The organism is Shewanella sp. SM73, from assembly GCF_025653795.1.
Classification (GTDB): domain Bacteria; phylum Pseudomonadota; class Gammaproteobacteria; order Enterobacterales; family Shewanellaceae; genus Shewanella; species Shewanella oncorhynchi.
In genome coordinates this window covers 37,893-61,644 of record NZ_JAKKRY010000010.1, presented here as the reverse complement: position 1 = coordinate 61,644, position 23,752 = coordinate 37,893, and the positions used below count along the sequence as shown (strand labels likewise).

Below are 23,752 nucleotides of genomic sequence, written 5' to 3'. Positions count from 1 at the left end.
AATGCAGAAAAGAATTTTAGTCATCGCCATTTTGTTGTTCGGTCTTGGCGGCCTATTTGCGGTGAAATTTAATCCCCCAAAACCTATCGAGTTAGAGAGCGGTTTTCTGTTTCCACAGGCCTATGAATTAGCGCCCTTTGAATTGGTTGATCAACACAAGCAAGCTTTTACCAATGCCAGTTTGCAGGGGAAATGGAGCTTATTTTTTATCGGTTTTACCTTTTGTCCCGACATTTGCCCTACGACCTTAAATAAACTTGCGGCGGCTTATCCTGATCTAAACAAAATAGCGCCATTGCAGGTAGTGTTTTTATCCGTCGATCCCAAACGGGACACACAGGATAAACTCCTGACCTATGTTAATTTTTTCAATCCAGAATTTAAAGCGGTCACGGGCGAGCAGACACAAATCTTCCCACTCACCCGCAGCTTAGGACTCACTTATGCCATGGTGGGTGAAGGAGAAAATTACCAAGTCGACCATAGTGCAGGTTATGTGTTGGTATCGCCGCAGGGAACGCGAGTTGCGGTATTTAAACCTACGGCAGCGTTAGGCAAACCGCCGCAGGTATTAAATGATAAATTAATTAGCGATTTTGAAAAAATAGTAGCGCAATACAAACCTAGCCGCTGATCACTCTTTAACCCAAGAGCCATCGTCCTTTGGCCTCACCCAAGGCTGAGAAAACCAATAGTAGCCATTGCGCGCCTTACTCGGCGCTGTGCAGTTATAACGCGAGCGCCCCGCAGGCAAGGCTAAATCCGCTTGAACACTAAACTCGTTTTCATTGAGCCAAGTCGGCTGTTTTGAGCCTTGACCTTGGATGTAACACATCACTTGCTTAGCAGAGATATCACTCATATCGAGGGTCACTTTAAGCTCTGGACGCCAATGACCACCCTTTAACTCAGGATCACTTGGGGTTTGTGCAATCACAGGCATATTTAAGCTGTATAACTTTGCCTTAAGGCTTTTTAGGTCAGCATATTGTCCAGCAACGGGGAAACGCGGCAGGGCCGTTAATGGCGAATAGGGCCCGGCGGCACCGGACTGTTGCCCAAAAGCGACAAAGCCGTTCTCAGTTAACATATCCTGCAACGCTTGATTGTACTCACCGTAGGGATACGCCAACATTTTAAAATTGTGCCCAGTGGCATCTGCAATCGCTTTTTCTGTATCTAAGATATTGGCTTTTATCCGCGCTAACCACTGCGCCTGTGATTCGTTTTCTAAGGAGCGGATCAAATGTTCGTGCGCCCAACTGTGATTAGCAATATCGGCGCCTTCCTTGGATAGTGTGATGAGTTCATCCCAAGTCATCATCTCGGTAAACTTTTGTTTAATCGGCTCAATTGCCACAAACAAGGTGTAGGGGAATCCAAATTCCTTTAGGATAGGATGCGCCGTAGTCGCTATACTGCGATAACCATCATCGAAGGTAATTGCGATTGTTTTAGCGGGTAAATCTTGTTTTTGCTTGATCGCTTCAACCACTTTAGAAAGCGGGATCACCATAAAGCCGTCATCGACGAGAAACTGCATTTGCTCACGAAATTGCGCGGGCGTAACGCTGGTTGCCGCCGGAGTGGTTTCTGACACATGGTGATATTGCAGAATGACCACGGCATGGGCAGAAAACGTCATTAGCCCTATGAGTGCCAACAGCACACGTTTAACCATAATGTGAACACCTCTGAAATTAATGAATACTGCTAAATCAACTTGGCTCGACCTCATGCTCAACGGCGCGAAAAATCGCCAGTTACTAGCGCTCGCCCTGCCGATGATACTCTCCAATATCACTATCCCGCTGTTGGGCTTAGTCGATACGGCTGTTATAGGTCATCTGAGTGAGGCCTATTATTTAGGGGGAGTCGCTGTCGGGTCAACGATTATCACATTAATCATTTGGTTATTGGGATTTTTGCGTATGGCGACGACAGGTTTAGTCGCGCAAGCCTTTGGTGCTGACGATCTTCACGCCCAGCACAAACTCTTAGTCCAAGGCGCTATGCTAGCAATGTTATTGGGCGCAGGCGTTATCGCACTGCAAGTCCCGATATTGAATTTAGCGTTAGGATTATCCGAAGCGAGTAGCGAGGTCGAACGTTATTGCCGCGAGTATTTTCAGGTACGGATTTGGTCAACGCCCTTCGCCCTGCTCAATTTAGTAATGTTAGGTTGGCTCTTAGGGCGACAACAACCTAAAGCCGCCATGTGGCAGCTGATTTTAGCGAACCTTGCCAATATTATTCTCGATGTGGTGTTTGTCCTCGGCTTGGGTTGGGGAGTTAAAGGCGCTGCCCTCGCCTCAGTCTTTGCCGATATCACCGCTTTCTCAGTCGCACTCACTATGGTGTTACAACAACTCAAGCGTGCACCCGAGTTTCACTTATCCCACCTATTCCCCCATGTCACCTTAACGGGTTATGGCAAATTACTGAGGCTCAACACAGATATTTTTGTCCGTAGCCTCTGCTTGCAGGCAGCTTTTGCCTTTATGACATTCCATGGTGCAGGTCTAGGTGATAATACCGTTGCGGCCAATGCCGTGTTATTGAATTTACTGCTATTAATCTCCTACGCTCTAGATGGTATAGCCTATTATGCCGAGGCAGAAGTCGGCCGTGCCTATGGGCAAAAACAGGCAGAACAATTAAGGGAAGCTGTGATCTTAGCTTGGTGCTGGTCGGCCATAACGGCACTAGGATTCTGCGCTGTATTTAGTCTTTTTGGCAGTAATATTATCGCGTTATTGACCAGTATTAATGAGGTCAGAGCCACTGCGCAAACCTATCTTATCTGGCTAATATTCTTGCCTTTATGGTCCTTTAGCTCGTATTTATTCGATGGGGTTTACATAGGTGCCGCTAAAGGAAAAGTGATGCGCAATAGCATGATACTCGCCACCTTTGGCGCGTTTTTCCCAACATGGTATTTACTGCAGCTGCTATTACTACCAGAGCAAGGCAACCATGCCCTCTGGGCCGCGATGAGTGTCTTCATGATCGTCAGAAGCCTAACGCTCGCGGGGCATTATTATTTCAGTCAGGCCTTTTTACAGAAATAAATCTGTAAAGACAGTAGTTTACTAATCTCAAAATCATTATTATGTTGATTTTACAAATGTAATAAAGATGTGAATCGATAATGAAAAGGATTTTACCGCTGCTATTGCTGTGGCTATGTAACTATACGGTTGCCAACACTGCGCCACAATTACCCGTTGAAGCCTTTGCAAGCATCCCAGATGTTAGCTCTGTGCAACTCTCGCCTAATGGCAAAAAAATCGCTTCTGTTGTACGGGTCGATCAAGCCAAACTCAAAGGTACTGTCGTTAGTATCCAAGATATAGAAACTGGCGAAAAAAGCATTCCGCTGCACACAGATAACCAAAAATTTGTCATCCTGTCTCTGCAGTGGGCAAACGATAATATCTTACTGATCAGTGCTAAGTTTCCGGCTAACCGTTACGGTACACCTACAACCGAAACCCGCCTTGTTAAGTATGATTTGACCACGAAAAAGACCTCGAGTGTCCTTCCGCGCAGCGTCTTAGACCGTCTTAATTGGATCCCGCAACATCAGGGGCAAATTATCGATCTTATGCCAGATGATCCCGATAATATTTTACTGTCATTAGACGGAATGGGAGAAAACGTAGGCGAAGACAGCGTTCTGAAAGTCAATTTAGCGCAGGGGAAATCCAGTTACACCCAAAATGCTAAAAAGAAGATTATAAGTTGGATTACCGACAGGCAGCACAAAGTCCGAATTTCTATCTACAACGATGATACTGAGTACCGCATTTATGAACAGGCCGAGCAAAAGAGTGATTCACGCTTGCTTTGGACCTTTAAAGCTTTTTCTGAGGACACTGTTTGGCCATTAGGTTTTGATGCAGACCCTAATATCCTCTACGTTCGCGCCTATCACCAAGGTTTCGAAGCCATTTTTAAAGTGAACCTGACCGACCCTAATCTTACAAAAGAGTTGGTTTACGCCAATGAAGCAACTGACGTCGAAGGGGATTTACTCTACTCGCAATTAAAGAAAAAAGTCATTGGTATCAGTGAAGGCGACGGCGAGGAATACACCTTCTGGGAAACAGAATATGTCGGCCTACAAAATGGTCTTAAGGCTGTATTACCCGATGCTCACAACTATATTACTCAATTCAGTGCAGATGAACGCCGCTACATAGTGTATTCCACCAGCTCGACCGAGCCTGGCACTTATTATTTCGGCGATAGGGACGAAAAAACGTTATATCCCATCGCGAACAGATACGGCAAGCTCAATAGTGAGCTACTCGCCAACACCCAACATCTAACTTACGAAGCAAGGGATAAGCTCAAAATCGATGCTTACCTAACAGTGCCAAAGGGACTCGAAGCCAAACAGCTACCGACGATTATTTTCCCCCATGGCGGCCCGATCAGTTACGACAGTAACGACTTCGACTATTGGGCGCAGTTTTTCGCTAATCGTGGTTATGCGGTATTTCGAATGAATTTCAGGGGGTCAGCAGGTTACGGCTATGAGTTTATGAAGGCTGGCCTAAAAAGCTGGGGTCTCGAAATGCAAAACGATGTTGAAGACGGGACTCGTTACCTAATAGCTCAAGGGATTAGCGATCCCAAACGCATTTGTATTGCCGGTGCGAGTTATGGTGGTTACGCGGCCTTAATGGGGGCTGCTATGACTCCCGATCTTTACCGTTGCGCCATCAGTGTGGCTGGTGTGACCGATGTGGCCTACCTAGTAAAATCAAGCCGCAGACATACCAACTATGAAGTAGTTAAAGAGCAAATAGGAGATGATCTCGATGCCCTCTATGAGCGCTCACCTATCAGTAAAGCAGATAAAATTAACATCCCAGTATTACTGCTACATGGCGATAAGGACAGAGTCGTTAAGGTTCAACATAGCCGAGAAATGTATGACGAGCTCAAATCACTAAATAAACCAGTGGAGTATATTGAGTTGGAAAATGGTGATCATTACCTGAGCAATAACGACAACAGACTCGCGACGTTTAAAGCCTTAGATAAGTTCTTAGCTGATAATCTCAACCCTAAGTTATAACTTAACAACTGCACTTAAAGCGAAAGCCAAATATAAAAAACGCGACTCAAGGTCGCGTTTTTCATTCAGCTTAACAAACAAGATTAAGCGTAAGAATGTTCACCGTGTTGGTGATCTGTCACGTCACGTACGCCAGTCAACTCACCAGGGAACATGTCTAACAATTGTTTTTCGATACCATCCTTTAGGGTGATATCTACTTGAGAACAACCGTTACATCCACCGCCGAACTGCAGTACGGCTACGCCTTCTTTAGTGATTTCAACCAGCATGATATTACCACCATGGCCAGCTAACTGAGGGTTGATTTCAGATTGGATCACGTATTCGATACGCTCGACTAAAGGTGCATCACCAGACACTTTACGCATTTTTGCGTTAGGTGCTTTAAGCGTGAGTTGTGAACCTAATTGGTCAGTCACAAAATCGATAGTGGCATCTTCAAGGAAAGGTGCACTCTTCTCATCGACCATAGCATTGAAGCCAGTGAACTCGATTTCAATATCATCACTTTCCACTGCATCCGGTGGACAATAAGACACACCACACTCGGCTTGCGAGGTACCAGGACTGATCACAAATACGCGAATATGAGTGCCTTCAGGTTGATCTGCTAACAACTTAACAAAATGGGCTTGAGCCGCATCGGAAATGGTAATCATGAAAACCTGCTCCGTCAGGGGATACCTGAGTGTTTTAGTAAGAATTAGCCGTATGATACTCCGACTCACCTTCGCTTTGTAGTCCTTTGGATAGCAAGTTTATGGATTTTTGCCATAGCGATCACGATTTATTCATCATAAACAAGCTTTAAACGAATGTGTTGTACGCGAGTGAACTGCATCATTTACAAACAAAAGCGACCCAATTGGGTCGCTTTAAGCCAGACATAAAATACAAACTATTTAGCCGCTTCTTGTCCAGCGATACGACCAAAGACAATGATATCAGTGTAAGCATTACCACCGAGTCGATTGGTTCCATGGGTCAAACCAGTCACTTCTCCCGCAGCAAACAAGCCCGGAATCACCTTTCCTTGTTCATCAAGTACACGAGTACGTATATCAACCGCTAGTCCACCCATTGTATGGTGCACAGAAGGTGTCGCCTTTAAAATCCAATAAGGTCCTTTACTTAAATCAACCAATCCTGAGCGATGATTAAAGGCTTCATCCTTTCCTGTTGCGGCATAACGATTAACGTCTTTAATCGTTGATAACAGCTTATCTTCAGGAATATTAAAGACTTTAGCGGCTTCTTCTAGGGTGTCGACCTTATACATTAGCCCGTCTTTTGTGAATTCCTTCAGTTCACCTTGATGCATTTCAACAGTATGGGCAACATCTTCAATAGCTTGGTTCCAGAGCACATAAGTATAACGGCCTGGTTGGGCTAGAATGGCCTGTGAAATCACATCTCGGCGTTCCAATTCCTCAACAAAGCGCTCACCCTTCTGGTTGATTAACACCGCACCAAAGAAGCGAGAGTCTGCAATCAAGGCAATCGCACCCGAGGTTGGGCTACAAATGGGATATGACTGGATATATCCCATATTTTTAGCTGCTGCATGTATTTTTTCTGCCATCACAATACCGTCACCAGTACCACCTGAATGACCAGTGCTGCCATATCGTTCATCTAACTCTGGGTTATATTTTTTACGCATTTCCATGTTAGACGAGAAGCCACCCGTGGCAATCACAACACCGCGTTTTGCATAGTAGGTTACCGTTTTGCCATTATGAGTCGCTTCTACACCCACAATTCGGCCCGTTTGATCTTGAATTAACTTTTCAGCCTTAGTATTGGTATGAATTGGTAAGCCAACTTCTTCAGCTTTAATAGAAAACTTGCTGATCACCTCTGCTCCGGTATGACCTTTAGGGATTAGCGCTCGTTTAACGCTGTGTCCACCAAACTGAAATAATTGATCTGGGTAAAATTCTACTTTGACGTAATCCCTTAACCACTCAGCAGCATCAACCGCATTATCGACCATGGTCTTAACCATTTCAGGGTCACCTTTGAAATCGCCGCCTTTTAGCGTGTCGCTAATAAACAGCTCTTTGCTATCGGTCACCCCCATATTTTTTTGCACCCAACTACCGGCCACATTCATCTCAGCGCCAGAAATCAAAGAATTACCGCCGATAATAGGCATCTTTTCAATAATCACTGCACTTCGTCCCGCAGTCATAGCCTCTAAACCAGCACTGAAACCTGCACCACCCGAGCCAATAATCACCACATCATAGGTATATTCTGCTGGTGTTAATGCTTCATTTTTTTTAGCTGAAGCGACAGCAACTAACGTAACACCTGCGGCTTCAATACTTTTACCCACGGCTTCTTTAAGCGCTTTAGACGTTACGGTTGCGCCTGCAATACCGTCAACCTCGATAGAGTTATTATCAATAATCGCCTGTTTAACATCTTTAAATACGGCACCAGCAAGGACCTTATTTTCCTTTTGCTTTAGTACATCAATCGCCACAATGTGTCCGTCTTTGAATGTGGTTTCGACCTGCACTTCGCCATGCTTGCCTTGAGCGGTTCCCTGGCTTTTTACTATTTGATGGGTAACTTGACAGCCGACAATAATTGCTGTTGCCGTGGCAGCAATACCAATAATGGATTTTTTATAATGCATTACAATTCCCTTATTATTTTTAATGAAAACTAGAACAGCATCAAATTAAATGAGATTCTACTTGTCAAAAATTTAACCTATTTGATAAACCGTTAAAACTGATAACCAACAGATATACCGTATTCAACTCCATCATTATATTGCGATCCCCAGCTATCATAATGAGTGATATATAACTTTGAAAATATTGAATCTGTGAGGTTTGTTTGTAATATTGTAATTATCTGATGGCCATAGCTGTCATATGAAAATAATGATTGATGCGCTTCATCTCTATCAATTTGTGCTTCATAATTCAAACTTAAGCTATGTTTTAACCCTAGCAACTCAAATGGGTACTTTGCATTTAAAACTACGGCATAACCTGACAGATCATTAAACTTCTCTGATGTGGGGGAAAAGCTACCAATGGTATAATTTAAACCGACACCATAGTTTAGTGATAAATTTTGAATTTTTGCATTATGGGTAATACCTAAGTAAAGATTATCTTCAACTAGCGTTTCACTCGCAGAGATAAAGTTCTGAGTCCAGAAGTTGAACTGCGACTCTCCCAGCTTATTTTCAAGTATCAATAATGACTTAATGGTAGTTTTACCATCAAGGTTCTTCTGATTTTCCGCAATTTCAGCAGGGTTTTCGAGCTTAAGATTAGCAAAGTAAGTACCCCAATCAGCAATACCTAAATGATTCAACTTTACAAAAGGTTGATTAAAAACACCTGGGTTATCATTTTTTGCGGCACTAGTATAAAACTTATAACCTAAATCCACGCTCGTTTTATTCACATCAGCATATACTGAACCACTAAAAATAATTGCACTGACTAAAATAGATGCCACACTTTTTTTACACATAGAGTCCCTCTCAACCATGTATTCTAGGAAGTATTTTAAAATACTTATCGACCAGTAAACTTTATATAATAAAGTTACTACGAATAGCATGATGACTATGTGATCTAAGCCCAACGGCGCTTTTGCATTTTAAAAGTGTGTGGTTTAATGCAGTAAATCTATAGTTCTCATTCTTTAGTTATTAGATATTACCAGCCTAGCAGTAAATAAATTATTTGCAGATGAGCTATTAAAAGTCCAACCCAGTTGATTCGCGAGACGTTTCACCAGTAAAAGCCCTAAACCAAATCCATGGCGGCCCTTACTATTGTAGGAATTGGTTATTGCTATACAACAAGCATCTTGAGTAATGCTAATATCCATCCCACCATGCTCAATACTATTCCTTAATAAATTGCTTAAGATTATTTTTAGCGGATGAAGCTGGACGGGCAAGCAAGTATCGTCACACAATAATTGAATTTTTTGCTCATAACCATGTACCCGTTGCTGCTCCTCGATAATACTGGCAAGTAAAGGCGATAATGCTACGTTTTCCTTTTCTAGGTTTGAACACTCTTTATTAGTTAACCATAGTAGGGTTTCAATGAGTGACTTCATTTGATTGGTCGCTTGGGAAGCGTACAGAGTTGCCCCCGTAAGCTCACCTTGTTGTAATGCGAGGATTTCAAATGAAGATTGGCATATGGCGACTGGCGTACGTAACTCATGACTAGCAAAACGTAAAAAATTGAGTTCTCGCTGCTGAGCCTCCTGAAGTTGTAAAATCGAGTTATCTAAAGCATCAACAATAGCTTTTAATTCAGCATATTCTTGTTCTGGTAAACTCAGTTTTCCTCCTCCTTCCCAATCATGTTGTTTAATCGCATGACTAATTTGATGAACAGGCGTAATCACTTTACTTTGCATATAAAACGCTAAACTTGCACTGGCACAAAAGGTTATCAAGACAAGCAGCAAGATCGCCGTCATATTTTTAGGGGCAAATTGCAAATCATGGGTAACACTAAACTGCAGCCAAACATATAGCGGCTGGCCAGTTTGGGTGTAGTACACACTTAACGCGTTAACAATGGGACCTTCTGCATGCTCATAGTGAATTTTGCTCGCATCAGTTAAGACTTCATTGTTACTTAACTCACGAATTTGCAGCGGAATATCTCGCCAATGAGGATAGACAGTTAAGTTATCGGTTTTTAGAAGTGGTTGATGAAGTAATGATTGCTGAGTTGGCTCCGCCAGCTTCAGTAATGCTTCGGCCGCTTGCCCTGCATTGTGTATTGTGACTTCATGCATAGAAATCATACCTGCACACATCATGCAAAGCGGGATAAAACTATTTACACCTAAAGTTATTAATAGAAAAATAACTCCCCACACTTGATAGCTACGCTTGAGGCTAAGTTTAGGCGCTTGCATTGGTATCATCTCTAAGGCTTAAACCGACACCACGAATCGTATGTAATATTTGCCGTTCAAAGGGGCGATCGATCACTCGGCGCAAAAGATGAATATGGCTGCGCAAGCTATCACTATCAGGTGCGCTGTCGGGCCAAAGCATTCGCTCAATCTCTTCTCTACTCACCGTTTCTGGACTACGCCTAGCTAATAAAGCCAAGATCTGCCATCCGGTTTTAGACAAAGCCAGCAGTTGCCCTTGCCGATACACCATGTGGTTTGCAAAATCGATTTCTAGGTCGCCAATAGTCAACCTTTGGGGCGCGGGACGACGCTGAGCAACCACCTTCAATCGCGCGACCAGTTCCTCCATTGCAAAGGGTTTTACTAAATAATCGTCCGCGCCCACAGCAAACCCACTCAAGCGATCATTCAGACTACTACGTGCAGTTAACATGATTACTGGTGAGGTAATGCACTGTCCTTTCCAGCGTTCACACGCTTCAATCCCATCACCATCCGGCAAATTTAGATCGAGAATAATAGCGTCGAACTGCTGCTGACTAATGAGCATATCCGCTTGTGCCAGGTTGAAAGCGTAATCACACTCTATACCACTCAATTCAAGATATTGAATGATGTTGTTAGAAAGAAGTCGATTATCTTCAACCAGTAATATCAACATATTTAGATCAACTCATATTGATGGGCTAAATGGATTAAATTTGCTCTATTTGTAGCCCCAAATTTCTTACGCATGGATTCCATATGATATTCAACTCCTCTGACACTTATCGGGAGCTGAGTTGAAATTTCGTCGTTTTGAAGACCGTTTGCGACCATAAGTAGGATATCTCTCGCATTATCTTTAAGCAGAGAGCTTTGTAGAAATGGATTGAACAATTGTTTATTACATTCAAAAAGCTTGTTCTGAGCTTCCTTTAAAGTGCCTGCCAATCCCTCTAACACCACCTCCGAAGCACTAAGATGGCTAAGTAGTATAAACCGGCCTGCCCAATGACGATTAGAGTGGAATGAGATGGGCCAGCTCAAAACACTTTGAATATTATGCTTACTAAACAGTAGGCTGGTCTTATCATTTTTTTCACTCGTGAATCTATACATATAAGATTTTGAAGTATCCAATGAAAAACCAAAATTGAAATCATGGGAGGCTATCTGATTTAAATAAAAACGCTGTAATTCAGCCATAACAGGGGAAGAAGCTATGCTGGCGATAGGTTTTCTTAGTGCCGTAGGAGAGAACAGATTGGTATCTTTTGGAAAGTGATAATTTTCATACGCACAATGTGGAACTCCTTGAAACCAGAAACCACAAAAACCATGTAGCTTTAAAGAGTAGTTTATCGCCTGAATAACGTCCTTCAGCGTTGATGCAGTATCTGCATTTGATCGCGCCAGTTTAGCGTCCATAAATACCCTCCAAACGAAATAATATAGGAAGGTATCTCAATACAAAAAATAAACAAAACCCATCGATACAGATACTTACATCTTGTCGCAAAATTAAAACTTATTCATTTTTACGCAGTATTTTTGACATAATTTTGACATACACAAAGATATAATGGAGCAATGGTTTTAACCTTTTTAAATATCATCCAACAATCCTGGCGCCTCTGCCCTTGCCAAACACCATACTTGAACATGTATATAACGCGCTTCGAATAAGCGAGCAATTTCAGAGACTGTAGTGCCGGTGGTGACCACATCATCTACCAATGCAACGCGCTGGAACGCAAAATCATCCGCTAACATAAAGGCATCATGTAAGTTGCGTCGTCGCTGCGCCCCCGAAAGCCCCGCCTGCGGTCGAGTGTCTTGTTGGCGCGTTAACCCTTCGCTCACTAACGGCAGTTGCAAGAGCTGTGATAACTCATGGGCAATTAACCACGCCTGATTAAATCCCCGTTGTTGCAAACGTTTTGGATGCAATGGAACTGGCACTATCGCTTGAGGCAGCGAGATTAATCCTTGCTGTTCTAATACCTTAATGCGTGCTACTAAGGCGCTACACAGCACGGGCAAAGCGGCAAGTTGACCTTGATATTTAATCGCACCAACCCAAGCCCCCAAACCTTGATGATAACTACAAGGTGCAATGACTTTACGTGGCTGGCGCTTTTGGCATTCACCGCAATAATCGACTTCTATTTGCATCGACTTACCGCAACCTAAGCAAATAGGCCCATGATATAAGCCAGATTGAAGACAAACGGCGCAAATGCCAGTCTCGGGAAGTGATATGGATTGGTGGCACAGCAGGCAACAGTTAGGTAAACTGCCCGCCAACCACCTTGTACCGAGTTGATAGCCTAAACGCATTATCCGTAAAGCAGATTGCGGCCAAATCCTTTTGACAAAGTGCGGCATACATTCACCTAATCCATTTTTGAGGCACTCAAGTGAGCCAAGTCACATCCACAAACCAAGCAAATTTGCATATTGAAATCAGCGGCCAAGGGCCAGATCTGGTGATGCTTCACGGTTGGGGAGTGAATAGCGCTGTGTTTACGCCATTAAATGAGTCACTGTCTCAGTATAGGGTGCACTATGTAGACTTGCCGGGCTTTGGCCATAGCCAAATGGTTGAAGGTGGCCTATCAACTTGGGTCGATACCTTAGTCGCTGCATTGCCTGAACACGCTATTTGGGCCGGCTGGTCACTCGGTGGACTCGTTGCGACTCAGGCAGCGTTAAGTTATCCACAAAAAATCAAAGGCTTGATTACCATTGCCTCATCCCCTTGCTTTATGGCAAGGGAAGACGAAGCATGGCCGGGCATTCCGCCACAAGTCCTTCATCAATTTAGAGAACAACTCGGCCAAAATTTACCTAAAACTATAGAGAGATTTCTGGCGATTCAAGCCATGGGTAGCGAAACCGCCAAGGAAGATATCAAACAACTGCGCGATCTTGTCCTCGCACGTCCTTTACCCAATACCAGAGCCTTAACTCAAGGCCTAAATATGCTAACCGACGTCGACTTAAGGCAGCAACTGATAGAGTTGCAACAACCTTGGCTAAGGATCTGGGGCCGACTCGACGGGCTAGTGCCCAAACGCGTACCACATAAAATGCCCATCACAGCTCAAAGTGAGGATGTGATGCTCGCCAAAGCCTCTCACGCGCCCTTTATTTCCCATCAGCAGGAGTTTTTGCAGGTATTTATGCCTTGGTTAACGTTACAGACACGTTAACGCTTTATCTTTGAGCGATTAATGACTAGTATTTAACCATTAATGTGCCAAGGAATTTTCAATGTTAGTTGTCAGTAACTACCCCCAAGTCCCGCTAGCGACCAGTAATGTCGCGACGGACTCGGCTCGGGTCGACAACCAACTGAAACCTGTGGTCATCCCACCACAAGCGGCAACTAAAGGTCACGAAGAACGCGCCTTTAATCCACAGAATGAACGCACAGCGGATCAAGCTCAACAACAGGCGAAAACGCTCGAGCATAATCAGCAGCAAGTTCAAGAAAAACAGCAGCAACAGCAATCCTCACAGCAACAGAACCAACAACAGCAAGAGAAAAAAGCGCCCCTTGTAGTGGCCGAGCGTGTTTTACCTAAAACGCTAAAAATTGCAGCAAGAGGCCAAGCGGCGCTGCAACGTAAGGATATACGCTTAAAGGTCAGTCAAGGTGCAACAAGTTATGCCAGCAGTAACGCCAAAGCGAATACCAGCAGTACGGCAAGGCAATCGCTTCAAGGCGAATCGAGTCAATTTTATCAACAACTTGGGCAACGCATTAGTCAGTTCTATCAACAACAGACTCAGCCAGAACAAGAATCTATTATGTCGACGTGGATTTAACCTATTCCAATCGTATGAATCCGTTTGCGCACAAAATTAGCATGAGTGATAAACAAAAATGCCGCTAAAAATAGCGGCATTTTCCATTCTGTTTAACGCTTATTTAGGCAAACGATACAGCTCTTGCTGGTAGGCCAAACTGCCCCACAATGCCCAACTTAAGGCTTTCTTCTCTAGCGCGGCAGCAGCGGGTGGATGAGGCGTTAACTGCTCAGTTTTTTCATTGTATTCGAAACCCTGTGCCTCTTTCTCTGGTTGCAGAATGACCACATCTTTACCTTCCATCAGCGCAAAGTTTTTATCGTATTGCATCAGAGCACGCCCTGGCCAATCATCGCTGACCTGAGTTAAGTCACGGCCCAGCATAGGATAAGAATCTGAAATACCAATCAATGATAACAGTGTTGGCGGTAAATCAATCTGGCTCACAATACGATGATCGCGTTTTGGCGCAACATTATCCCCAAGAATTAATCCCGGAATACGGAAACGCGATACTGGCACCAGATCCGCCCCACCCACTCGACTGTCATGGTCGGCAACCACGATAAAAATCGTATCTTTCCAATAGTCCGCGTTTTTCGCCAATTTGAAAAACTCACCAACCGCATAGTCAGCATATTTCGCCGCATTGTTGCGAGTTTGCTTAGGTTGTTCATAAAGTTCGATACGATCATCTGGGAATTCAAATGGATCATGGTTGCTCGAACTAAACACTAAACTAAAGAAAGGCTTACCTTCGCTATGCAGACGCTCAAACTCACTGTTGGCCTTGCGCATTAAATCTTCGTCTGACGCGCCCCACGAGCCCACGAAGGCCGGAGATTTGTAATCTTTCTGATCTATGATGTCACTAAAGCCGTTGCCCAAGAAGAAGCTACGCATATTGTCGAAATGGCTCTCACCACCATAAATAAACTGCGTTGTATAACCATGATTTTTAAGTAATTCAGCAATACTGAAAAAGCCAACTTGGCTCTTACCTAGCTTCACCACAGCACGAGCTGGCGTTGGCGTAAAACCTGTTGTCACGGCTTCAATTCCGCGCACAGATCGTGTACCAGTAGCGTACAAGTTATCGAAATACCAACCCTCTTTAGACAAGGCATCGATATTCGGGGTCAGGGGTAACCCACCTAAACTGCCGACAAAACGTGCGCCTAAGCTCTCTTGCAGTAGGATCACTAAGTTCTTTGGCTTACCAGTATAACTGGCTTGGTTAAAGCTCAGTGATGGGATATCCGTTGAAGTAAAGGCACTTTCAGGGCGACCACTTTCCTGACGAATCGTTGCAATAATCTCCGTGTTATCTAGCTTGCCATACACTTTAGAAGCGTCTTCTTCACTATCCATCTGCTTAATGGCAAACACCAAGGAATAAGCAGAGTTAATCACTAAAGAGTTCACTAATGGATCGTCAGCAAAGGCCACCAGAGCGGGGTTAAGCGGACGATGACCCAAGGTTGAACGGGCACCTAATATCGTAATTGCGATAACAATTAACGCTAATACTGGACGCCAATACCAGCGTGGAAAGCGCAGGTTTCTCGTCAGTTTACCGCTGAGAACCCAACCGCCCCAGAGTGTACCTATGGTTAATAATATTGAGAAAATAAGCTCAAGCTTACGACCCGCCCACAACATAGAAAGCACTTCTTTCGGGTAGATCAGATATTCCACATACAAACGATTCGGACGAAAACCGTATTCTTCAATAAAGGCGGGGGTCGATGCTTCTAAAAACAGTATGATCCACAAGCCGACGGTTAACCACACCCGTAGAATCGGCTGCCATAGACGGCCAATAAAATGATCACCTGAAAATAATGCAGTCCCTAAGGCGGCAATACCCCATAACCAGCACAGGGTAGCGATATCGACGCGTAAACCTTGGATTAAGAGATGCGACCAACCATCAACAGCGGCCACGCGATCGGCTTGCCACAGCCCTAAAGCGATACGGCTCGCGGTGGCAATGAAAAGCACTAATAACGAAAAGATAAAGATGGCGCGAAAAGGCCCATGGGCATTGTTTCGCCCGCGAGGTGATAAACCAGATTGCATGTGTTACCCCAAAACGTGTAAAAAGAGCCACTCAGCTTTGGAGTGTCAATTTGAAAAAATCGGTGAATAAGCTGTGCTATGACAACCGATTTTGCTTAATGTTGCATTAAATGCCGACTTTATATTCCCTAAGACGACATTTATGCAACAATTTTGTGAGTAACAGGTTAAAAAGTCGACTCGGACATGACGTATGTCCGAGTATTAACATTACAGCGTCTACTTTTTCAGCTTAGCGAAGGCATCGGCAAAGGCATTGCCCATGGCCGCGTTTGCTGGCGCTTTAGGTGTTTGCTTCTGCGCAGGACGCGCAGCCGGTTTCGCTGACTGCGGTGTTTTACCATGATTAGTTCTGGCAGGATTGTGTGGTCTTTGCTGTGGCTTGCTCTGGTCGATAGCTTCATCCAAACGCATGCTCAAACCTATGCGGCGGCGCTCAACGTCAACTTCCATCACTTTGACTTTCACCACATCTCCCGCTTTCACCACTGTGTGCGGGTCGCTGATGAACTTGTCGGTTAGAGAAGAGATATGCACGAGTCCATCTTGATGTACGCCAATATCAACGAAGGCACCAAAATTAGTCACGTTGGTCACTACGCCTTCGAGTACCATTTCAGGTTTCAGATGTTTAAGTTCTTCAACACCATCTTTAAACTTGGCGGTTTTGAACTCACCGCGGGGATCGCGTCCTGGCTTATCCAGTTCTGCTAAAATATCCGTCACCGTCGGCAAGCCAAATTCCGCCGTAATAAACTCTTCAGCCTTGATGCTGCGCAGCAAATCAGAGTTACCCATCAGGCTCGCCAACTCTACTTGCTTAGTCTTAGCGATAGTTTCCACTAGCGAATAAGCCTCTGGATGCACAGACGAGGCATCGAGTGGATTGTCCCCTTCTCGAATACGCAAAAAGCCCGCCGCTTGCTCGTAGGCTTTAGGCCCTAAACGCGGTACTTTCAGCAGCTCTTTACGATTCTTAAACTGACCATTGGCATCGCGATAATCGACCACATTTTTCGCTAACGTCTTATTTAAACCAGCCACTTGTGACAATAACGGCACTGAGGCCATGTTGAGATCTACACCCACGCCGTTTACACAATCTTCCACCACGGCTTCCAGCGAACCCGATAATTGGCTTTGACTCACATCGTGTTGATATTGACCGACACCGATAGACTTAGGCTCAATCTTCACCAACTCGGCTAATGGATCTTGCAAGCGGCGGGCGATAGACACAGCGCCACGAATCGACACATCAAGATCAGGAAACTCCAACGCCGCCAATTCCGATGCAGAATACACAGACGCACCCGCCTCACTGACCATCACTTTGGTCAAATGTGGATGGGTATCTTTCACTTCGGCAATCAGCTCAGCGGCCAGCTTGTCAGTTTCCCGTGATGCAGTGCCGTTACCAATCGCAATCAACTCAACCTTGTGCATTTTGACTAAGTTAGCCAAAGTACGGATCGACTTTTCCCACAGATTTTGCGGTGCGTGTGGGAAAATCGTTGCATGGCACAACAACTTGCCCGTGTTATCGACCACTGCGACTTTAACACCGGTACGTAAACCAGGATCGAGTCCCATGGTGGCTTTCGCACCCGCAGGAGCGGCCATCAATAAATCACCTAAGTTACGAGCGAAGACTTTAATCGCTTCGGCTTCAGCGCGTTCGCGCATTTGCGAAATAAACTCAGTTTCCATCTGCAGGGCAATCTTAATACGCCATGTCGCCGTCACCACGGTTTTCAACCATTGATCAACGCTGCTATCGCCTAATTTCAGCCCTAAATGATCACAGATAATCACTTCGCAGTAACTACCTTGGCCCGCTTCAGCTGCTGGGTCGGCATTCATAGATAAGGTTAAGAAACCTTCATTACGCCCACGCAGCATAGCCAGTGCACGGTGTGATGGGATCTTAGCTAACTGTTCTGTATGCTCAAAATAATCGCGGAACTTCGCGCCGTCTTTTTCTTTGCCAGCAATTAAACGGCTTTCTAACACACTGTTTTGGCTTAAATGCTCACGCACTTTACGCAGTAATTCAGCGTCTTCGGCGTAGCGCTCCATCAGAATATAACGCGCGCCCTCGAGCACAGTCTTAACATCGGCAAAACCCGCTTCGCTATTGATATAGCCTACCGCGGTGGTCTCGACATCTACGCTACGATCAGCCAGTAATGCATCGGCTAATGGCTCAAGCCCAGCCTCGATAGCGATTTGGCCCTTAGTACGACGCTTAGGTTTGAAGGGCAGGTATAAATCTTCGAGGCGTGTCTTACTGTCTGCCTCGTCAATCGCCCATTGTAATTCTGGCGTTAACTTACCCTGAGCTTGGATGCTAGACAGGATCACTTGGCGTCTGTCGTTCAGCTCACGCAGGTAACCTAAACGCGTGTACAAGGTACGCAGTTGTGTATCGTCTAAACCGCCCGTGGCTTCTTTACGGTAGCGGGCAACGAAGGGAACTGTCGCACCATCGTCAAGCAGAGTGATGGTTGCGGCAACTTGTTGCTCACGAACATTCAGTTCTTGAGCGATTATCAGAGCGATGTTATGTGCATTAGTTTGCATAAATAAAGTGTCGTGCCTAACTGTAAAGTAAGTCGTTATTGCGCCAAAGATACCACAGGCGCCCCGTATGTTTCATGCTAAAGCCTAGGTCAAATCAGAGAGTTTGATCTTTCCCGCAATCCCGTGACTACCGCCGTTATTTTAAGAGCGGCAACTCTGTGGTTAATTCGCCTCGCTGGCGAGAGTAGTTTCAAAAGGGGTATAACGGATCTGATTGATATACCACTCTTTTGGACCCGAGGGCGTTTGCACTAGCACCTCATCATCCACTTGCTTGCCGATTAAGGCACGCGCCATGGGCGAGTCGATGGTGATATAGCCTAATTTTGTATCGAGCTCATCTTTACCGACGATCCGATAACGCACGCGATCACCGGCTTCATTTTCAAGCTCAAACCAAGCGCCAAAGAATATTTTGCCTTCCTGCTGCGGCGAGTAATCGACGATTTTTAATTCTTCTAACCGCTTAACTAAGTATCTGACTCGGCCATCAATTTGTCTTAACAAACGCTTGTTGTAGGTGTAGTCCGCGTTCTCACTACGGTCGCCCTGCGCCGCCGCTTCTTGGACTTTAAGGGTGATTTGCGGCCGATATTCCTTCCACAAATACTTCAATTCTTTATCTAAAGTTTGCCAACCCTGTCGGGTGATCAAATGCGCTTTCATACTCATTACTCAATCGTTGGATTAAACGACCACAATTGATGCGGGATAATATATTAGACTGATGATACTCAGACTGGACGCTAAAGTTAACTCACTAAATCATCTCTGTGCATAATGGCTTTTAAATCACCTCTTTTGCTGATGCCAATTTAGTTACAATTTCAGCTATAGCGTGAATAAACGCGAGTATTCCCATGCAATTTCATTTGCTTAGTATTAACATTGGGCAATCAATGTCAGCATTTATCGCATTCAAGTTACTAAGGTGAGCTAGTCGCCTTGGTTGAATGCGGCTATATTAGGCAGATTCGTTTTCAATTTCAGCCAGTTGGTTAATCTTAACTGTTTCTCATCAGTAGAATAAGCACCAATCTGAGCAATTAAAGGACATCCCATGGGACAAGAAACCTCGAAAATCCTCGTCGTCGATGATGATATGCGCCTGCGAGCGTTACTCGAGCGTTACCTGATGGAGCAAGGTTATCAGGTGCGCAGCGCGGCCAATGCCGAGCAGATGGATCGCCTATTAGAACGTGAAAACTTCCATTTACTCGTGCTCGACTTGATGTTGCCCGGTGAAGATGGCCTGTCTATCTGTCGTAGGCTGCGCCAGCAAGGTAACCCCATTCCGATCGTGATGCTGACGGCCAAGGGCGATGAAGTCGACCGCATTATTGGTTTAGAGTTGGGCGCTGACGATTATCTGCCAAAACCTTTCAATCCACGGGAATTACTTGCGCGGATCAAAGCCGTGATGCGTCGCCAAACCCAAGATGTGCCCGGTGCGCCCGCTCAGCAGGAAGCACAGATTAGCTTCGGTGAGTTCTCGCTGGATTTAGCGACCCGTGAGATGTACCACGGCGACGAATCGATTGCGCTCACTAGCGGTGAGTTTGCCGTACTTAAAGTGCTCGTCACCCATCCACGCGAACCCTTGTCTCGGGATAAGTTGATGAACCTCGCCCGTGGCCGCGATTATTCGGCGCTAGAACGCTCCATCGACGTGCAAGTGTCACGTCTGCGCCGCTTAATCGAAAAAGATCCCGCGAATCCTCGCTACATTCAAACGGTTTGGGGTTTAGGTTATGTGTTTGTACCCGATGGTGCCGCGCGTCGATGAGCCGCGCTGCCATCTTAATCTCCTGCGGTTATTGAGCCCACGATGAAACCTAAGTTTTGGTGGCGGTTTGTTCCTCGCAGCGCATTTAGTCAAACCGTGATGCTGATTGGTTGCCTATTACTGATCAATCAGCTGGTGTCTTATGTCACGGTCGCCGTCTATGTACTTAAGCCAAGTTACCAACAAATCAATCAGTTAATCGCTCGCCAAGTCAAATTACTGTTTGTCGACGGTATAGATATTGGCCGCGAACACTTAACCATAGTCGATGCCCTTAATGCCAAAGTCCACGACGATGGCATGAAAATCTACAATCAACAGCAAGCGCATGAAGCGGGTATTGAGCAAGCCACTTACTATGGTTTCTGGTCATCGCAGATGTCGGAATATCTTGGCGGCGATGCTGAAGTCCGCGTCACCCATGGCAGCGTATTACAGATTTGGATCCGTCCACCACAGGCGCCCTCGATTTGGATAAAAGTGCCACTTATCGGCCAAAATGTTTCAGATCTTTCGCCACTCACCCTTTATTTAATGGTGATTGGCGCACTTAGTGTCGCTGGGGGATGGTGGTTTGCTCGCCAGCAAAACCGCCCACTTAGGCGACTACAAAAAGCCGCGATTTCAGTCTCCCGCGGTGAATTTCCCGATCCCTTGCCGCTAAAAGGTTCGAGTGAAATTGTCGAAGTTACCAATGCTTTCAACCAGATGGCGAACAGCATGAAGCAACTGGAGCAGGACAGAGCGCTATTGATGGCGGGGATCTCCCACGACTTGCGCACACCGCTCACCCGTATTCGCCTCGCCTCTGAGATGATGGTTGAGGAAGATCAATATCTTAAAGATGGCATAGTCAATGATATCGAAGATATGGACGCCATCATCAGCCAGTTTATTGCGTATATTCGCCAAGATCAGGAAACCAGCCGTGAGCTAGGCCAAATCAATAAACTCATTCAAGATATCGCTCAAGCAGAGGCCAATCGCGCCGGTGAAATAGAAGTGGTGTTAACTGACTGCCCAGAAGCCCAATTCCAAGCGATTGCCATTAAACGGGTACTGAGTAATTTAGTCGAAAATGCCTTTCGCTATGGTTCAGGCTGGATCCGCATTAGCTCACAGTTCGATGGTAAACGTATCGGTTTTAGCGTTGAAGATAACGGTCCTGGGATCGACGAGTCGCAAATTAACAAATTATTTCAACCATTTACCCAAGGTGATATCGCCCGTGGTAGTGTTGGTTCGGGCCTAGGCCTCGCCATTATCAAACGGATTATTGATAGACACCAAGGGCAAATTGCCCTCTCCAACCGCGCCGAAGGCGGTTTAAAAGCCCAAGTGTGGCTGCCGCTGGAATAACGCGAGATCACATATTTGCAAATCAAATGACAACGCTGACATCCAAGTGGGCGCTTGTCATATTAATGTCACGCTAAATTCATAAACTCAGCACAGTTACTGGCTCTGACCATTATGAAGATTGCAAAATGAAAATTTCAACGCTGTCGCTTTCTGCTTCTGCCCTGTTGTTATTGCTCGCGGGATTGCTAGCAGCCGTAGTGCTGTGGAGCAGTGATCAGCGGCAACAAATTGAGCAGCAAACACTGACATTACAAGCTATTCAGCAGGATTTTCTCGTCGGTGTACGCCGCGATCTCGATGGCTATTTAGCCAGTGGCAACGCTAGCCAACTTGAACAAGCGAAAACCAAACTCAGCGCCATTAAGAACCAGCTCACGCAGCTTAACCTCGCAGCCATGGGCGCTACCGACAATGACCTGCAAGCCAGCCTAAGTGGCTTCATTCAAGATTTAGATACCAAGTACCGCGCCGCGGGTAAACTCGCTGGCAATCCTAGGCAACTGCTCGCCCACGCCGAATCTGAAATGCTCGACTACAACCGTCGTCTGGGCAGCTATGCCAATAAAGGCTTAGCCACAAATGCGGCGGTCGCCGAACAATATCTGCAATTGAGCCGCGATTTACCTTCTATCGTCTACCAACTTTCCCAGTTGACCGATGGTTATCTGATCGGTAAAAATCAGCAGCTCAAGGGCATTTTAGACAGCACCAGCAAAGAGCTAAATACGTGGCACGACACCCTTAGCGCTCTGCAGTTAATCGGTGTATATGAGCAGCAAGAAGCCGATGAGTTTGCCCTCGGTGCCAGCGAACCAGAACAGATTGAAGTCGGCGAAAGTGACCGCAGTGAACTGCTGAGTCTCGCCAATCGATATAACAAAGAAGTCGCCAACACGCACCAATTGCTGCAAGCCAACCAAGAGATGCAAGATCAACTCATTCATGCGATTAGCAATGTGGAACAACAGCTTATTGGCTTAGGTGAGGCTCAGGCGGCAAAGAATCAGCAGCTGAAATATGAGTTACAGCTGATCCTCTACACTATGGTTTCTATCATGGCCTTGTTTGCGATTGGTTATTTAATCCTGCAGCAAAATCGCGTCGTCAAACCGCTAAAACGTCTCAACCAAGCTTTTATGAAATTAAGCGAATCGAACAGCCGCGAGCGTTTAGACATTAATCGTCGCTGCGAGACGGGCCAAATCGCAGGACATTTCAACCAGTTACTGCACAGGTTTGAACAGGAAGACGAGGCACAGCGCCAGCAAATCACTAAGGTTTCTCAATCATTAAGCCAACTGGTGGCGCGCATTACTCAGCTATCACAACACACAGAGCACACCCAAACGATTGTGGCCGATACGCAAACACAGACCGAACATATCCGCAGCCTCGCCAATGAGGTGAGCCACACTTCGGCACTTGTGGAAGACAGCGCAGCCGAAACCATGCGCCAAATGCAGTCGAGTCAAGCACAAGCCGAGGCGGTATTGAGCGCGACCGAGCAAACACAAACCGCGGTCGGTCTGTGCCATTCGTCCCTTGAAAGCCTAAATAACTCAGTGACGGATGTATCGAAAATCATTGATGTGATTGGCAATATTGCCGAGCAAACTAACTTACTCGCCCTTAATGCTGCCATCGAAGCTGCGCGGGCTGGCGAGCAAGGTCGCGGCTTTGCCGTGGTGGCCGATGAAGTGCGTAATTTAAGCCAACGCACCCAAGTGTCTTTGAATGAGATCGTGAAAATTCTGCAGCAACTGACCCAATCAAATCATGCGCTCAGTGAGAGTGTCGATGGCATAGCACAGGCCACCAGCAGCCAGAAACTGCGTGCTCAGAGCCTATGGCAAGTGGCGCAAACGGTGCAAAACCAAGCGAGCGACATGGCCAATACCGCTAAACAAGGCTCGCTAAATGCCAAAGAGCAAGTCGATTATCTCGATGAATTTGTTCGCACTATGGATAGTTTAAAAGAACAAGCGCAAACCAGTTCACAGCAAAGTGAGGTCATCGCCCAAGAAGTACAGCAGAGTGTAGAAGATATTGAAACCAGCTTGGGGATTGGGCAAAGCCAAATAAACCGTGCGGCCTAAAACCGCACGTTTACTCACTTAATTTCT

Annotated in this window: 19 protein-coding genes; 8 read left to right on the top strand and 11 right to left on the bottom strand. The window is 45.6% G+C overall.

Translation table 11 applies throughout. From position 1 onward, the window contains the following. The first annotated feature begins 1 nt into the window (after window position 1). Window positions 2-634, top strand: a complete 633-nt coding sequence (locus tag L5M51_RS14475) for an SCO family protein (protein ID WP_173497969.1) — start codon at window positions 2-4, stop codon at window positions 632-634. Here the strand turns inward: L5M51_RS14475 and L5M51_RS14470 are convergent, their stop codons facing one another. Continuing rightward, on the bottom strand, window positions 635-1,681 hold the full coding sequence (locus tag L5M51_RS14470) for a polysaccharide deacetylase family protein (protein WP_263173443.1): 1,047 nt from the start codon (window positions 1,679-1,681) through the stop codon (window positions 635-637). Between the two features lie 22 nt (window positions 1,682-1,703). Between L5M51_RS14470 and L5M51_RS14465 the strand changes: the two genes are divergently transcribed. Together L5M51_RS14465 and L5M51_RS14460 are read left to right on the top strand one after the other, a co-directional pair. Further along, on the top strand, window positions 1,704-3,071 hold the full coding sequence (locus L5M51_RS14465; RefSeq protein WP_263173441.1) for an MATE family efflux transporter: 1,368 nt from the start codon (window positions 1,704-1,706) through the stop codon (window positions 3,069-3,071). Between the two features lie 80 nt (window positions 3,072-3,151). Further along, entirely contained in the window at window positions 3,152-5,089 is a 1,938-nt protein-coding gene (locus tag L5M51_RS14460) for an alpha/beta hydrolase family protein (protein WP_263173439.1), read from the top strand. 83 nt (window positions 5,090-5,172) lie between these two features. Here the strand turns inward: L5M51_RS14460 and nfuA are convergent, their stop codons facing one another. From nfuA to L5M51_RS14425, 7 genes are all read right to left on the bottom strand, one after another. After that, on the bottom strand, window positions 5,173-5,751 hold the full coding sequence (nfuA, locus tag L5M51_RS14455) for a Fe-S biogenesis protein NfuA (protein ID WP_006079591.1): 579 nt from the start codon (window positions 5,749-5,751) through the stop codon (window positions 5,173-5,175). 239 nt (window positions 5,752-5,990) lie between these two features. After that, window positions 5,991-7,739, bottom strand: coding sequence for a urocanate reductase (urdA, locus tag L5M51_RS14450; protein WP_263173436.1), 1,749 nt, complete (start codon window positions 7,737-7,739; stop codon window positions 5,991-5,993). 92 nt (window positions 7,740-7,831) lie between these two features. Continuing rightward, complete coding sequence (locus tag L5M51_RS14445) at window positions 7,832-8,596, bottom strand: outer membrane protein OmpK (protein ID WP_263173433.1); 765 nt, start codon at window positions 8,594-8,596, stop codon at window positions 7,832-7,834. 174 nt (window positions 8,597-8,770) lie between these two features. Next, window positions 8,771-10,015: a sensor histidine kinase gene (locus tag L5M51_RS14440; protein ID WP_263173430.1), complete on the bottom strand. Its 1,245-nt coding sequence runs from the start codon at window positions 10,013-10,015 to the stop codon at window positions 8,771-8,773. Beyond that, a complete protein-coding gene (locus L5M51_RS14435; protein WP_263173427.1) occupies window positions 10,002-10,679 on the bottom strand; it encodes a response regulator transcription factor in 678 nt (225 codons plus the stop codon). The genes L5M51_RS14440 and L5M51_RS14435 overlap by 14 nt, the downstream gene beginning before the upstream one ends. 2 nt (window positions 10,680-10,681) lie before the next feature. After that, window positions 10,682-11,428 carry a helix-turn-helix transcriptional regulator gene (locus L5M51_RS14430; RefSeq protein WP_219251886.1) on the bottom strand — a complete coding sequence of 249 codons (747 nt, stop codon included), beginning with the start codon at window positions 11,426-11,428 and terminating at the stop codon, window positions 10,682-10,684. 177 nt (window positions 11,429-11,605) lie between these two features. Then, window positions 11,606-12,388 (bottom strand): ComF family protein, encoded by a 783-nt coding sequence (locus L5M51_RS14425; protein WP_263173423.1) that lies wholly within the window; start codon window positions 12,386-12,388, stop codon window positions 11,606-11,608. A 32-nt stretch (window positions 12,389-12,420) separates the two neighbouring features. Between L5M51_RS14425 and bioH the strand changes: the two genes are divergently transcribed. Both bioH and L5M51_RS14415 read left to right on the top strand, forming a co-directional pair. After that, window positions 12,421-13,215 carry a pimeloyl-ACP methyl ester esterase BioH gene (gene bioH / locus L5M51_RS14420; RefSeq protein ID WP_263173420.1) on the top strand — a complete coding sequence of 265 codons (795 nt, stop codon included), beginning with the start codon at window positions 12,421-12,423 and terminating at the stop codon, window positions 13,213-13,215. 61 nt (window positions 13,216-13,276) lie between these two features. Next, a complete protein-coding gene (locus L5M51_RS14415; protein WP_263173418.1) occupies window positions 13,277-13,834 on the top strand; it encodes a hypothetical protein in 558 nt (185 codons plus the stop codon). Between the two features lie 99 nt (window positions 13,835-13,933). On the opposite strand, the gene L5M51_RS14410 is transcribed toward L5M51_RS14415, so the two are convergent. The 3 genes from L5M51_RS14410 to greB all read right to left on the bottom strand — a co-directional run bounded on the left by L5M51_RS14410 (window position 13,934) and on the right by greB (window position 19,147). Then, window positions 13,934-15,898 (bottom strand): LTA synthase family protein, encoded by a 1,965-nt coding sequence (locus tag L5M51_RS14410; RefSeq protein WP_263173416.1) that lies wholly within the window; start codon window positions 15,896-15,898, stop codon window positions 13,934-13,936. A gap of 219 nt (window positions 15,899-16,117) precedes the next feature. Continuing rightward, complete coding sequence (locus L5M51_RS14405; protein WP_263173413.1) at window positions 16,118-18,481, bottom strand: Tex family protein; 2,364 nt, start codon at window positions 18,479-18,481, stop codon at window positions 16,118-16,120. Between the two features lie 162 nt (window positions 18,482-18,643). Beyond that, entirely contained in the window at window positions 18,644-19,147 is a 504-nt protein-coding gene (greB, locus tag L5M51_RS14400; RefSeq protein WP_105250662.1) for a transcription elongation factor GreB, read from the bottom strand. 394 nt (window positions 19,148-19,541) lie between these two features. Between greB and ompR the strand changes: the two genes are divergently transcribed. The 3 genes from ompR (at window position 19,542) to L5M51_RS14385 (ending at window position 23,725) form a co-directional block, all read left to right on the top strand. Beyond that, entirely contained in the window at window positions 19,542-20,267 is a 726-nt protein-coding gene (ompR, locus tag L5M51_RS14395) for a two-component system response regulator OmpR (RefSeq protein ID WP_006079507.1), read from the top strand. Between the two features lie 42 nt (window positions 20,268-20,309). Further along, window positions 20,310-21,626 carry a two-component system sensor histidine kinase EnvZ gene (envZ, locus tag L5M51_RS14390; protein ID WP_263173411.1) on the top strand — a complete coding sequence of 439 codons (1,317 nt, stop codon included), beginning with the start codon at window positions 20,310-20,312 and terminating at the stop codon, window positions 21,624-21,626. A gap of 128 nt (window positions 21,627-21,754) precedes the next feature. Next, window positions 21,755-23,725 (top strand): methyl-accepting chemotaxis protein, encoded by a 1,971-nt coding sequence (locus L5M51_RS14385; RefSeq protein ID WP_263173409.1) that lies wholly within the window; start codon window positions 21,755-21,757, stop codon window positions 23,723-23,725. The last annotated feature ends 27 nt before the right edge of the window (window positions 23,726-23,752 follow it).